General features: G+C 39.7%; 12 protein-coding genes. All 12 read right to left on the bottom strand.

Annotated elements, in window-relative coordinates; genetic code table 11:
• Positions 1–10: 10 nt before the first annotated feature.
• The 12 genes from JFU50_RS14435 to JFU50_RS14380 all read right to left on the bottom strand — a co-directional run bounded on the left by JFU50_RS14435 (position 11) and on the right by JFU50_RS14380 (position 14,470).
• A complete protein-coding gene (locus JFU50_RS14435; RefSeq protein ID WP_201186702.1) occupies positions 11–799 on the bottom strand; it encodes an ABC transporter permease in 789 nt (262 codons plus the stop codon).
• 6 nt (positions 800–805) lie between these two features.
• Positions 806–1,627 carry an ABC transporter permease gene (locus JFU50_RS14430; protein WP_056520065.1) on the bottom strand — a complete coding sequence of 274 codons (822 nt, stop codon included), beginning with the start codon at positions 1,625–1,627 and terminating at the stop codon, positions 806–808.
• Between the two features lie 24 nt (positions 1,628–1,651).
• Positions 1,652–2,581, bottom strand: coding sequence for a nucleoside hydrolase (locus JFU50_RS14425; RefSeq protein WP_201223029.1), 930 nt, complete (start codon positions 2,579–2,581; stop codon positions 1,652–1,654).
• A gap of 18 nt (positions 2,582–2,599) precedes the next feature.
• Positions 2,600–3,649 carry an ABC transporter substrate-binding protein gene (locus tag JFU50_RS14420; RefSeq protein ID WP_201186706.1) on the bottom strand — a complete coding sequence of 350 codons (1,050 nt, stop codon included), beginning with the start codon at positions 3,647–3,649 and terminating at the stop codon, positions 2,600–2,602.
• Positions 3,650–3,848: 199 nt separating this feature from the next.
• Entirely contained in the window at positions 3,849–4,148 is a 300-nt protein-coding gene (locus tag JFU50_RS14415) for a DUF2294 domain-containing protein (protein WP_082527362.1), read from the bottom strand.
• Between the two features lie 558 nt (positions 4,149–4,706).
• Positions 4,707–5,156, bottom strand: a complete 450-nt coding sequence (locus tag JFU50_RS14410) for a YfmQ family protein (RefSeq protein ID WP_201223027.1) — start codon at positions 5,154–5,156, stop codon at positions 4,707–4,709.
• 554 nt (positions 5,157–5,710) lie between these two features.
• Complete coding sequence (locus JFU50_RS14405; RefSeq protein ID WP_201223025.1) at positions 5,711–5,905, bottom strand: hypothetical protein; 195 nt, start codon at positions 5,903–5,905, stop codon at positions 5,711–5,713.
• Positions 5,906–5,907: 2 nt separating this feature from the next.
• Positions 5,908–6,891 (bottom strand): carbon-nitrogen hydrolase family protein, encoded by a 984-nt coding sequence (locus JFU50_RS14400; protein WP_201186712.1) that lies wholly within the window; start codon positions 6,889–6,891, stop codon positions 5,908–5,910.
• 415 nt (positions 6,892–7,306) lie between these two features.
• On the bottom strand, positions 7,307–8,737 hold the full coding sequence (pdxR, locus tag JFU50_RS14395; protein WP_201223023.1) for a MocR-like pyridoxine biosynthesis transcription factor PdxR: 1,431 nt from the start codon (positions 8,735–8,737) through the stop codon (positions 7,307–7,309).
• 249 nt (positions 8,738–8,986) lie between these two features.
• The gene (locus JFU50_RS14390; RefSeq protein WP_201223021.1) at positions 8,987–10,555 is read right to left on the bottom strand and encodes a SagB family peptide dehydrogenase; all 1,569 of its coding nucleotides are present in this window, start codon (positions 10,553–10,555) and stop codon (positions 8,987–8,989) included.
• A gap of 22 nt (positions 10,556–10,577) precedes the next feature.
• The gene (locus tag JFU50_RS14385) at positions 10,578–12,521 is read right to left on the bottom strand and encodes a TOMM precursor leader peptide-binding protein (RefSeq protein ID WP_201223019.1); all 1,944 of its coding nucleotides are present in this window, start codon (positions 12,519–12,521) and stop codon (positions 10,578–10,580) included.
• A complete protein-coding gene (locus tag JFU50_RS14380) occupies positions 12,518–14,470 on the bottom strand; it encodes a putative thiazole-containing bacteriocin maturation protein (protein ID WP_201223017.1) in 1,953 nt (650 codons plus the stop codon). Before JFU50_RS14380 ends, JFU50_RS14385 begins: the two co-directional genes overlap by 4 nt.
• Between the last annotated feature and the right edge of the window lie 133 nt (positions 14,471–14,603).

Below are 14,603 nucleotides of genomic sequence, written 5' to 3'. Positions count from 1 at the left end.
TATTACCTCCTTATCGTTTTGTGAAATAGGACAAGCCCATTAGCCGTTCAACTATAAACATGAAGAAAGCCGTAATGATCATGAGTAATACCGAAATAGCTGAAATGGTAGGATCAAAGTAGTTCTCTACATATGTCAGCATCTGAATCGGAAACGTACTTACCCCAGGACCTGTCATATACACTGAAATGTCTACATTATTGAAGGATTCTAAAAAGGCAATCATGACAGCTGCTAAGATTCCTGATTTTATATTCGGGAGGACCACTGTAAAAAAGGTACCCACCTTACTCGCTCCTAGACTCTCAGCCGCTTCTTCAATTGAAAAGTCAAAATTTGATAAGCTTGAAGAAATCACACGTATAATGAAAGGAAGCATTATGACTGTATGTCCAACAAACAGTGCCGCATAAATCGGTAGCTGATACGTCCCCACAATGTATCGTAAAAACGCAAAGCCCAGCACAATTCCCGGAACTAATATAGGAGAAACAAAAAATGCATTTATGATTGTTTTCCCTCTAAAATCAAATCGGCTTAATGCATAGGCAGCTGGCACTCCTAGTAAAAGAGCCAAAAGGTTGCCTGCAAGTGAAACTAGAATGGACGTTTTAAACGAAATTAAAAACATTTCCACATTAAAAATATTTTCATACCATCTTAAAGAAAATTCTTCTGGCGGGAATTTTAAAATATTGCCGCCTTCAAATGACGTAACGGATATGATAAGTAAAGGCCCTAGTAAAAAGAGAAACACCAGGAAGGTAAACAGGGCCAATCCTCGATTTTTTTCCTGCATACACCTCTACCCCTTTGGATTTAATTTTTTAGCCAAACCATTCATTATTGATATGATAAGAACAGTTACTGCGATCATTATCGTAGCGACAATTGATGCCACTTGCCATTCATTCAATGTAATGGCATTTTGATAGAGAAACGTCGAAATAACACGCTGTTTCCCACCAAGTAATGCTGGCGTTGTATACGCAGTAAAGCTCCCTACAAAAACTAGAATACTACCAATGACCAAACCTGGAACCGAAAGTGGAATAATCACTTTTGAAAATACCGCCAATCTTGAAGCACCTAAACTCTCCGCTGCTTTTAATAGATCAGTTTCGATATTTTCCATCACTCCTACCAGTGTTACAATAATCAATGGCAAAAATAAATGGACTAATCCGATAATAATAGCCGTTGGCGTGTACAAGATGTCGAGTGGTTTGTCGATCAAGCCTATACTCAGCAGCAATTTATTTATCACGCCGTTTTTACCGATAATCACCATCCAGCTAAATGATCGAACAACCGGACTTGTTAATAGTGGGAAAATTGTCAACAATAGCATGATAGCTTTTGTTCTTTTTCCTAGCTTAGAAATATAATAAGCTGCTGGAAATCCTAACAGAATACAAATAATAGTCGTGAACAGACTCACTCTAAGTGTCGTGAGCAGAATTTCAATGAAGTATCGATCTTTGAAAAAATCGAGGTACCCTTGGATAGTAAAGCCACTTTCATTAAAAAATGTCGTACCAATCGTTAAGAAGATTGGAACAATCATAAAAATCGTTAAAAAAAGAACACCTGGCAACAGCAACAGGTATAGATAACGTTTTTTCACCTCGTAACCCCCTGTTCATATTATTTATGAATTGATTATGCGAATAAACAGGTTGAAAAACGCCTCCGCATTGACGTCTAGACAAACATTTACATTTGCTGGCTTCATCAGCCGGTTTTGAAAGTCGCAAACCATCTGCCCGTCACAAATCTCACTTCTTGTTTCTACATCCACATAGTATTCTTCACTAGTGACAAGATCTTTTTGCAAAGCAATACCTACAGCTAATGGATCATGCATAGCACACGCCCAAATATTATTACGTTCAAAATACCTTTTCCGATATTCAGACGTACTGTCTCTTATATAGTCAGCAAGTGTACTGTTTTGAATCAATTGTATATGCTCTTCTGTTAGAAGAACCTTTCTCGTGACATCAAGACCAACTTGTGTAATAGATTCGAACCCCGCTTGTAATACAATTTTGGCTGCCTCAGGGTCGACAAACGTGTTATACTCCGAGGTTGGTGTGACATTGCCAACCCCCTGTACAACTCCTCCCATAAAGATAACTTCTTTCACAAGCTTGGTAATTTGCGGACATTTTTTAACTGCCAGGGCCAAATTTGTAAGAGGTCCCGTCATGACAAGTGTTACTTCATTAGTGAAATTTAAAATGGAATTAATAATAAAGTCAGAAGCAAAGCCATCATCAGGCTGCTTGTTAACTTCAACATTCTTTAAGGCACCTCCAAGACCGTCTTCCCCATGAACTCGATGTTCAAAAAAGGAATTCCTGATAATTGGAGTATCTGCCCCCTTAATGACTGAAATTTCTTGTTCACCCAACAGATCTAGTATTTTGCATGTATTCCGTGTGGCAGTATCAAGTGATACATTCCCGTTTACTGTTGTAATGCCTAATATGTCAAATTGACGGCTTTTAACAGCAAGAATGATCCCGATTGCATCATCTATTCCTGTATCCACATCGAGAATCAATTTTTTTTTCATCGATCAAACCTCTTTTTCTTAGTGTGCAAGTTCACGATTCCAACGATCAATCCATTGTTTAGAGTTTTCATTAACAAACTTCATATCTAGTACAAATAATCTGTTAACAACATCTTCTCCATACGTTAAGCCTTTTGCTTCTGTTTTAGATAGCTTAACTTCTGTGTTAACTGGAGAGTCGATCTTCGCTTTCGCTGATTTTTCCTGAACTTCATTACTTAAGATGTAATTAATAAATTCTTCAGATAATTCTTTTTGATCGCTTCCTTTTACGATATTCATCGTATTCATGACTGCGTATCCGCCTTCTTTAGGGGAAACGAACTTAGCATTAGGAACGGCTTCCTGTAAATCGCCAAAGTACATTTCCATTATTGGACCTGCAGCAATTTCTCCTTGCGAAAACATGTTGACAAACTCAGAGGTTTGTCCATATTCTTTAACAACATTTGGCAATACTTTTTTCATTTGACCAAAGGCTTTATCTTCATTAAACTCATTACTTCCACTGACTTTTGAAGCAGCATCTAAAAACATTGGTCCAGTTGTTGAAGTAATTGATGGAATTGTAATTTCACCTAAATCCTTGCTCCAAAGATCTTTCCAAGAGGAAATTGGTTTACTCACTTCATCAGGGTTATACGCAATTCCAAATTGCGCAATTGTATAGGCTGGTCCATACTCATCGCCATTTGGAGCTTTTGCTTTGTCATAAATTTTATCAATATTCGAAATCTTGCTATGATCAATTTTTTCAAACAAACCATCATCGATTCCCTGTTGTGCATAGTAGTCGGATAGATAGATAACATCCACATCGGTGTTTTCTTGACGCACTTTGTTCAATCGATCTGCATTGTTTCCTGAATCTATTACAATTTCAACATTGTGCTCCTTTTCAAATGGTTCGTAAACTTCAGGTCGAAAGAAATCCTCAGCAAATCCCCAAGTTGAAATGACTAATTTTGTTGGCTTTTTCCCATCAGAAGTATTTTCATTTGAAGAGCATGCAGCTAAAACTATTGCAAAAACCGATAACATCATAAATGAGCTAATTATTTTTTTCATCAATTAAACCTCCGTTTTTTATATGGTTAAAGTTGCCTTTCTTACTAATATAAATGTAAAAAAAGACAATCTTAAATAGAATATAAATTCTACCCAAGATTGTCTTTTCTTTGTAAACAAAGATAAAACCTATCATTTGGTTCTTTTGTGGCGTTCCCTCCAGATAAATCCGAAGTGGAAATCCATTTATATTATTATATTATTTTTCTTTCAATACTATATTGGTAAATGCCCGTTGCGTCGCTGAGTCATAATCTCTTAGGACGGCTTCAATATCCCAATCCGTTTGCGTTTCTAACTTTTGTCTTAATTTCTTTTTATAAAGCAGTGACATATGAAAATCAACCTCCTGCTTTAGGCTAGGAACTTCTCCCTCTAAAGCTTCAGAGCGTGGGGCACGTCGATGTTTGGCCTGAAATGTAATCACATTCAGCTCAACAGTAACCTTTAGCAACGTCGTACCAAAGCCGAACAATTCCTTCGATACCTCATTATACATATGAGAAAGCAATTTCTTCGTTTCGTTAGAGTTTATCGGTAAGATGACTATCACCTGCCAAACCTGTTGTTTGAGGTAATTATATATACTTTTTGTGAATTACACAAGATAATATTCGGATTTTCAATAAAAAAAATGTTTTTTCTTCAGAAAAATAACTTTTACCCACCAATACCCGAATTATACTAAAAATCATTTGGATATTTTTGTGATTTTATTTACAACTATATATCAGTATAATCACCCAAAATGTGGATTTCAGCCTTAATCATAGCGAATCTCCCTATAACATCCATACAACTACAGCTTTAAAAATTGCAGAAAACAGGGCAATTGTAGTTGTTAGTGATATGTATCATAGGGCTGTAAGTTTTCAGCATGTTTTTGTTAGCTAAACCTGACAGAAGGTCATCGATACTATTCATAATACTGGAGTTGACTCCGTTCCTTCTAAATAAGCAAAAACAGCTTTTAATTTTTTAAAAATGAATACTTTGTCATAAAAAAACTACACCTCCAATTGTTAGACGGTGTCTAACAATTGGGGTGCAGTTCCTTTTAAACTATATCCCTTATTACTGGCATAGAACGTTCTTGGAGGCTATCGGAAAGCAGACTATACGCAATTAATTTCTTCTTGTACTGTTTGACTACATCCACGTGGTCGTTGTAAATGTACACAAATAATCTAACATCCGTTTTGCCTCTTTTAGTATCAATGATTAATGGAGTCCCACCGTTCTCTGGATGCAAAAATAATTGCTCGTTCCCTGGAAATATATGATTTTTTTTCAAAAATATCGCTTTGTTAAAATAATTAATAACTTGAATCTTGTCTTCACCTTCCAAGCGTTTTCCGTCAATGGTTACGATGGCATTCGCGTCACTAAGTTCTGAATGCAGCTTAAATTTACTGATAATCCAATTCACTGCATCGGTTGGAAGACAAGTAACTAATATTTTTAACAAGGCTAAGAGAATTGTTAAAATCAAAATAGGCAATGTCATATTTCATCATCTCCGCTACGTTATAAATTAATTGTTATATCCAAGGAGCGGACAGTTTTTCTTAGAAATGACCGCTCTATTAACGTTTCACTTTTGGTGAAACGTTGTACTTAAACTAGAGACCAGTAAGTTAAGTTCACAATTTTGTCACATTTGTGAACTAATTCACAAATACTCACAAATACTCACAAATAGTTAATGTCATGTACATCACTCGAACAAACATGACCTTTATACAATTAAGCCTATATTTTTCTCCCGTCTTTTCATCTCCATTCTGTCAATAATCAGCAACAGTAAATTGGTTTTAAGTTGATAATTCTATCATAATAAAATTGGATGAAATTAAACCATCCACTTGGGTGGTATTTTGACCATCCACTTTATTTTTTTAGAAAAAATACAAATTAGTTAACCTCTGCTTCATGCTATTAATCCAAATCTTAGCCATAAATGAATTATAAACCTCAAGATTTGATTATTTTTATGATTACTTTAGAAATGCTTTAAACATTTATACAAATACTTATTTATGGTATACCTTAAACAATAATTCAAGCTAATTTTATTATGAAGTAGAAGATGCCTACAGTTAATACTAGTGCAAGACCAATATAAATATAACTAAGATTCAACAAATTCCCTTTTGTAGCTGAAGAATAATTACTATCACTCTTCCCCATTAATGAAATGGTACTAACTAAGGCAACTAAACTAATGGCTACTACTAATATTACACTAATCATCATCATCATACGCCTCCAATATTATTAGTATTTATATCCTTTAACCATTTAACATTATTCTGATTCTCATTATTGATGTGTAACGTAAATATATCAGGTCTGCTGTAATGACCAACTGGATCAAAGTCAAATTGGCTGTATGCTATTTGTTTAAGGTTCAAATCACTAATTAGTATTGCTTCTTCACCATACACTGGTTCAGAGACATATTCACCAAAAGGATTAATAATTGCGCTTCCTCCCCGGCACATTTCAATAGGGGAAGTCTCTAATTCATCATAGCAGGCCAAGTCCTTGGGATACATATCCTTTGTTACGTATTGATTACATGACAAAACAAAGCACCTTCCTTCCATAGCAATATGACGAATAGTAGATTGCCAGGAGTCCCTTGAATCGGCTGTTGGAGCAATATAAAGTTGTATGCCCTGTGCATACATGGCGCTCCTTGCTAATGGCATATAATTTTCCCAACAAATAAGCGCCCCAATCTTTCCATATGGAGTATCAAAAACAGGTAAAGTGCTACCATCTCCTTCGCCCCATACAATTCTTTCTGAGGCCGTAGGTTTAAGTTTACGATGTTTTCCTAAAATCAATCCGTCCGGCCCAATAAAAAGCACTGTGCAATAGAGAGTTCCACCGCTATTCTCAGAATCCCTTTCTATTACTCCAATAACAAGATAAATATTAGCTTTACGAGCAGCTGAACATAATAAATTCGTTTCTTCCCCTGGTACAAGTATAGAATTATCCCAATAACGATACCAATCCTCTCTTCCTGATTGAGAACGGCTGCCAATTTTTGTTCCGAATGAAAGCCCTCTTGGATACGCAGGGATGAACGCTTCCGGGAAAACGACTATATTGGCTCCTTTACTTGCAGCCTCGTGAATAAGATCAATGGCTTTTTTCACACTTGCCTTTTTATCCATTATGACGGAAGCAGCCTGAACAACAGCTACTCGGACATTCTCTTTGTTCTCCATCCTTGTACCTCCTCTTCTAAAGTGCAACAATACCTTTTTTTATTTTCTTTAAAATTTGAGCCTTTAAAAATAACACAAAACATTCAGTGTATATGAATATGAAATAATTTACATACCAAAATTAAATTGTCTAGGTAGACTACTCTTAGTTTTTACGGTGTAAATGTATTAGAATGAGCCCTACTTCTCTATAATAAAAGAACGACCGATTTTATGACCATCCAATCTTGTAATATTTCCACCCTCCACTTGTTGAACTCTTTTATTAATATACATAAAAAGGGAAAAGAACCTTTGAAGGAACGGCTAAGATACCACGTCTTGTGGCACCTCTAACCTAACTCGCTTCTTTGAAAAGACAAAAAAAAGAATCATGACTTTGTCATGATTCACTCGAGAATATTTGAGCATACAGCTATAAGCTCCTTACAGCATCTGCAAATCTTTTGATCCCTTCTTGAATGGACTCCTCGTTTTCTCTCGCAAAGGTAAATCGAATATATTCCTTGTTTGTTCCCAATGTTGAACCGGGAACGTAAATGACTCCTCTTTTGATAGACTCCTCTAGTAATTGTATTTCGTTTAATTGTACTTTCAACTTACACCACAAATGAATACCACCGTTTGGCGAATAATAATCAACTTTGTTTTTTAGAAATTGTTGGAGGCTCGATACTATTGCATCCCTTCTTTTTTCTAGCTGTTCTCTTAAGTAGGTAATATGAGTTGGGAAATGATCTGAATCAAGAAAATCGTTTGCTATCCATTGAGTGAATGAGCCATGACCGAAGTCAACCTGTTGCTTAGCATCAGACAGTCTCTCTATTACTGGTTTCGGTCCTATTATCCAGCCAATTCTTAAACCAGAAGCAACAATTTTTGACAAAGAGCTTATATATAAAACATTTCCGTTGTTGTCCATCGATTTAAGAGTAGAGATTTCCTCCCCAGAAAAGGAAGTTAAACTATAAGGATCATCTTCTATAACCGGTATTCCATATTCGGATGAAATCTCTAGAATCCTTTTACGACGGTTGATATGAAGTACAGTTCCTGTTGGGTTTTGAAAAACAGGGTTCAAAAAAATCATCCTGATTCGATGTTTTTTGTGGAGTGCTAGTAAATCCTCTGGGTTGATGCCATCCTTATCAACTGGTAATAGAAAAGTTCTTAGTCCTGCGGATTGAAAAATGGGAAGGTTGTAACTGTATGAAGGATTTTCCAATACAACGGCATCTCCTGGCTTTAACAAGCATTGGATAACGAGATATATAGCTTGTTGTGCACCAGAAGTAATTAGTATAGAGGATGGATTCGTGTCAATTCTCCTATACTGTTTAACATGATTGGTAATGGTGTCCCTTAAAACCGCATTGCCCTGAGGATGATCATAACCTAAGCTACCAATAAAAGACCTATTCGAAATGATCTCACGTAAGGATTGGACTGGAAATAAGTCTTCTGATAACTCCCCACTAGCTAAGTTTATAAGGTTATGCCCTTCCGTCTCTTTACGTATTCTTTGGGTTACCGGCAAATTGGGTAAAAATGAACCAGCTTCGATATATCTATTCCAACTAGGCATACGTTTTCTGTTGATTCCCCATATATCCTTGCTGATCATTGTTCCGCTTCCTTTTTTTCGTTCAACTAACCCATTTGCTTCCAATTCATCATAAGCTGCTACAACTGTACTTCTGTTAACCCCAAGTTCATGTGCCAAGAAGCGCTCAGAAGGTAACGGCTTATCTAGTAAAAATGTTCCATCAGCAATACCACTCTCAATATAACCGGCTATTTGTTTATATAAAGGCTCCTTGGATTTTCTATCCGTTCTCCATTCCATAAGCTACACCCTTTAAAATCGTTTAGTTAAAAGCGTACTAAATCCTTATTTATTCCCTTAAGTGGAAAAACCATTTATGTCAGTATAATCCTCTATCAAGATTATTGCACGATTGGGATAGAGGTTCACAACATTTGGTGAGTTTCATCCATTTTTTCAAACTCATTGGAATTCTCTGCTAAAATAAAAACGGCCTCTATTCCTTATAGGGGAATGGAGGCTTTAGCTTATTAAGAATGATACATTCTATTAACTACGCAAACTTCCTTTCAGCCATGGGCGCTGTCGATAGGGACCGATTGGAACTTGGATGAGGCTTGTTTTTCCTAGGTGATTTTCCATCTTGTAAATTTCATCACACACGTTCACATCAAATCCGAGTAGGGGGTGACCATTCATCCCGAGTGCTGAAGCCGCTATAAGTAATCGTTGTACGAGCATACCTGCTTCCATTTGCTGGATTCGATATCCTCTATAGCCTAGTTCCGGTTTGTAGTGATCCTTATTACCCGCTACATGAAGGCAGAGCGGTATTTGCTGCAAATTCACATTATCCAGCGACATTCCGTATTGCAAAGGAATCCGATGATCTCCGGGCTGTATCTGACGTAACACATGATCCATGCTGTCATATTGATAAGCTCCATCAGGTATGTCTTCTATATTATATAAACAGCCATACAAGGAAACACGCGGATTTTGCTTTGTATCTGTTTCATCCAAATCATTTCGATAGGAAAAGGAAGCCGTCGCCTCCTGAAGAAGTGTGGCTAGTTGTGTTTGACTTACCTTTCCCAAAACGAAATCCATTTCCGGTGAAAATCGCTTTCGGCTAACCGAAGCCAAATCATACGACAATCGCTTCGTAGAGGACAGAGCGATCTCGATTCCCTCACAATTCCTACCTTTCATTGCTTTCATTGGTCGAAACGACTCTGATGACTCCATCATGGATGCTGCATTCATTTTGGTTAACATCGGATACTCTTTAATCGTCAGTGACCGAACATAGTGATTACACTGAATCGTTGTCAATTCCCTGTATAATTCTTTTGAAGAGACAAGCCCGCCTGTGTTGCCTACATTTGCAAACGAGTGAATCGGTTCCACAGATAAAGGAATCACCGCATACGTGCTCTCTTCTTCTTCGGATAACCCAAGCAAATGATTGATGGCACGATCTAAAAATTGGAAGTATACCATGGATGTAAAGCCAAACCGTTTTGCCACTTCTAGCAACTGTCCAATCAGCACTCCAGCATCCAATCCTTGCAGACGGTATGAAAAATTATTGTATTTATAGAAATTTTTCCAAAACATGGTCGACACAAAAACAGTGCCAAAACAGGATGAGATGTCACACCGATTCCCAAGAGCCTGTTCTAAATATTCATCAAAATTTCCTTCGCGCAAAAACACCAATCGATGATGTGCCACATCATAATGGTACACACCTACAGGCAACTCCTCCATCTTCAAATACACGTATAATTCGTTTGGATACAACGCTCCTCCTGAAGGAGCAAAACGCCGAAAGGATTGCATGAGATCCGCCTGATCTGCAGAACCCAAAGTCTGACTTACTTGTGTAAGTCCGAATACATACCAGAGAAAATGACCGATTCTATCGCAATCAGGGTTCGAAGGCGTTGCCCCTTCTTCAAGCGTCAGCGGCATCTCCATGGATAAAGGAAACACCGGTCTATCACGGTAGAGCTTATACGTAAGCGGTGCATCATTCCAATCCACCACCCAATCTGGTGGACTTGCCTTCTCAACGTCAAAATGTAGATTGTGAAGAAATGTGTCTAGACTCATCCTCCTGCCTCCTAGTCACCGCTTATGGAAACGGGTGCGGATGTGGGTTGAGCTGTTCAAGTTTCAGCGGTTGTTTTGCATATCCGAGTTCCATTGGAACCTTCAATACCCTCTCCAGCCCAGTTGTACGGGTAAGATGATGTCCGAATGTCATCGGCAGCATTCCTGGAATCAGCACCTTTACGCAATGTAATCCGTTTCGTTTGATTTCCGGAGTCGTCTGATCTACCACAATCACCTCAAGTTTCAATCGGCGAAATTCTTGAAGAATATCTTGCAAATCATCAGTCAAATCTGAATGCTTCGCCTTTTGCTTGAATTCCTCATCAAATGTTCTCAATGGACGATTATCATCCAATAAGAACTGCAAGCGTTCTTCAGCTTGTGGCAAGCCATACAGCATGCCATGATCATCCATCTTCTGCACCAGCGAGGAATCATGCAGCATTTTTTCAATCTCCTCTTGGTCCTCCTCCATTTTCTCGTCAAGAGTCAGCATCATGCCAGCCAACTCGAAAACTGCGCTTTTCACCGCCCTTATCGGATCAAGATGAGCTCCGGCCGCACATATGATATTCAAGCCTTTTTGCTTCCTGTTTTTCGCCATCGCCCATACGCTTGGAATGCCGTGTTCCATTGTCGAATTATACAAATAAATATCATATCCCGCCGCAGCCCTTGCCCGGTCAATCATCAACTCCAGTTCTTTGTCATTTGCAGAATAAGGGTCAAGACGCGGGAGAGACAACTGCGCGTACCAAGTCAACAGAAACGAATCACGCTCCACCACTTCCATAATGCCGTAGAAAATGGCCTCCTCCAAACTTCCACCTAAAGCGCAGCCATTGGAGGTTTCATAAACAAATCCTTCCCCGCAGCCTAAGCTGTAATAAGAAAGTAACTCCGGAACAAGGATCGGACGCTCCTGCAGAAATGAATGGCCCCATACCCAATCTATTGAGCGATCAGGATTAAACGGTGGAAACGGAAAATCAGACTTTGCATATTGTTCCTTGGCGTGTACGCCTACCTTGGTAGGATTAAGTGCATGATCTTTCAAATTACGATAGCTGTCATGGATTACTGTCCGTTTGCCACGGGGATCCATCCCACAATACCTTTCCAAGCCCTCCAATATAGCCGTCATCTCACTTACGGCGTATGAGAGAGTCCGACCTGCAGCTCCCTCATCTCCAATGAACAAAGGCAGATTAACACTTACATCAGCAAATGGAGGCACAAGATCATACATTTTATTATTCAAAAATCCCATGCGGTGGTCCAAATAATCTTTGGCTAATACTTTACTCAAATCCTCCATAGAACGACAGCGGTAACTGTCGGGACTGATTTTCAGACTTGATTGTAATGAAATACGGGCCAGTTCTGGCGAGTCTTCAGGCAATTCGCTGCAAACTGCACACAGCGGATCAGGTAAAAAAGAATGCCATGAACTATTCAGTGTTATCAGGTTGATTAATGCAACCCTTCCTTCCGAATGAGGGTGATCACCTTTCATTACCCTCCCTACCTCGGCGCCTATCAGGTGAGCCATCTGCATAAGTCCTGTACGTGATGCCGCCACATCACGCTGTATTCCTCCTTTTTCTTGTAACTGCTTGCGAATTTCCCACATCTCTTTACGATCACGTCCTGCCATGAGATGCCTTAAATCTGCACACTGAGAACACCCCTGAGTGTCCGGGCGTACCAGCGGACCAATTATTCCTTCTCCAAATGAAACGAAGCCCCGCAGCCAAGGAATGCCCGTTGGCCGTAACATCTCTTCTGCCTTTTGATGGGCAATAGGATTCCAAGCATCTAGTAACACCAGAACCATAGCAGTCGTTTGCGGTATTCCTGCCTCGAAATCGGTTTGGTGAGTGACCTGGTATTGGCCGGACAGGTCTCCATAAACATGGTCAGCCAACACTCCTTCTCCGACAACCAATACGTCAGCTTTCACCCTGATTCCTCCTCTCGCAACAACACTCCAAACACCCCTGCCAGTTCTTCTTTCAAAAACGATTCCAACTCTAGTTCGAAAACACAGATTCGCTTTTTATTCCTTTCCAAAACTTGCATGGCAGACTGAAAAACCTCAGAATGCGCTGTCACCTCGTACGCAGGAATCACAAGCTTTAGCGGCGCTTTGCCTTCCTGAAGCAAGCTTGAACCTTCTACCTCTTCCGTTGTGGGGCAAACTGTTTGATTTTGGGATTTCGTAACGGCCTGCTGTAACGCATTTCGCAATGCCATTGTTATATTCAAACCGACAGAACCAGACCAGTCATCACCCGAAAAGACCCATACCACAGGGAAACCGGATACTTCCTCTCCTAAGCCAATGATTGGTTCACCTTGCAGCGTGGTCAGTGCCTGCAAGAAATACTGGCAGCGTTCATCTTCTACCGCGTCCAACTGCACCTTGGCAACGATATTCTCTTGATTGAATGGCTGCTTGTTTAACTCATCATCTAAACACCTTTGCAATCCTCGGCACATGCATTCCGCGAACGTTTCCCCTGCACCAACACCGACAAACCCCTGCACTTTCTCAACTCCCTGGAACGGCGATAAAGTCGTTACAAGCTGTTTGACTGTTGGGGACACATACGCTTCAATCCCTACAAGGCCCGCTTCCCTCCTTGCTTCTTCATGCGTCAAATCGGAACAGATTATTTCTGGCTGCAGCTCGCATGGTCCCTCTGACAATGGATCAGCCACCTGAACTCGGCATTGAGCCAGCGGCAGCTGCTTAAGATCTCCCTCATCCCAACGATGGAAAATTCCTGACTGTACCGATGTCAATCTGCTGAAACCCAAAAATAATTTCCCCTGCTCATCGCTTCCCAATTTCTGTTCGAGACGCTGACCGAAATCCTGAACCCATTTTGCTGCCATATTTCCAATCACCAGCGGGTGAGGCATGAACGAATGCCAGCTTCCCTCCAATGTTTCCATATTAAGCAGGTAGAATTGATTATTTTGCCTCGATTCGTTCACTTCTGTCGTTTCTTTAAAAAATTCAAATACCATCACATTGGCCAACATCGCTCCTGCTGTGGATGAAAAGGCGGAGACATGCTGATTTTTACTCAGTACAGACTCGTGTATTCGACGCCATGAAGACTCCCAACACGCAATAGAATCCGGATTCACCAGCGGGCCTGCCAATCCTACTTGATTTAGACTTATTGCAGGGAGAAACATTTTTTTCTCTTGCCTACAAACCGAATGAAGTTCTTGTAATTCCTCTACAGCACCTTCTTGTGACACATACAATATCGAATCAAACGGCTGTATAATCTCTTGCCAAGAAGAACCGCCCTCTCTCTCCTGCTGGACCTCATCTACGGCTACATCGGAGTCTGTCTTCCGTGCATGTGCCACGAGCTCCTTCAACCGCTGTCTATCAGTTGGTACCGAGTCTGTAATGAAAACATGGAATGTGGGTAATCCAGATTCCATTAATGCGGAAACCAACGAAATAAAAAAGGGACCAGAACCAATAGCCAATACTTTTTCTTGGCGAAAGCCTTGAAAACGGTATTTGCCCGAACCCCCAAAACTGTCCAAAAACTCTATTTGAGAATCATACTTTTTAAGAACCTGTTCCGACAGTTCATGCGGTCGATCTTGACTTACATCCCGAACAAACCCGTTTTTATATAAAACCTCTGCAATTTCGAACACTCGATTTCGGTACGGACCTGGCAATCCTTCAGTCAATTCACTCAATGTATGGTCCCCATTGAACATCGGTAATAGCTTTTCAATCCACGGAACAATCGTACTGCCCTCCATACGGAACGAACTTATGTTATTCCTGAAATACACACCTCTGTTTGGTTCAGGGAGAAAAAACGTGTCCCTTTTCACTTTCAGACGCATAGAAGGGGTCATATTTTCCATTCCGGTCCTCCTAACCCGAAGCTTTTCTAGTTCTGCTTCAGCACTTCACTTTAATCCTATGTATGACAATTTGTCTCTTATGTCTAATCTTATAAAGAAAAGTCCCTGCAACATCAATGCAGGGACTTCTCCT

This window comes from Peribacillus sp. TH14 (genome assembly GCF_016651145.1).
GTDB lineage: Bacteria > Bacillota > Bacilli > Bacillales > DSM-1321 > Peribacillus > Peribacillus butanolivorans.
This window is presented reverse-complemented; position numbering and strand designations above follow the sequence as displayed.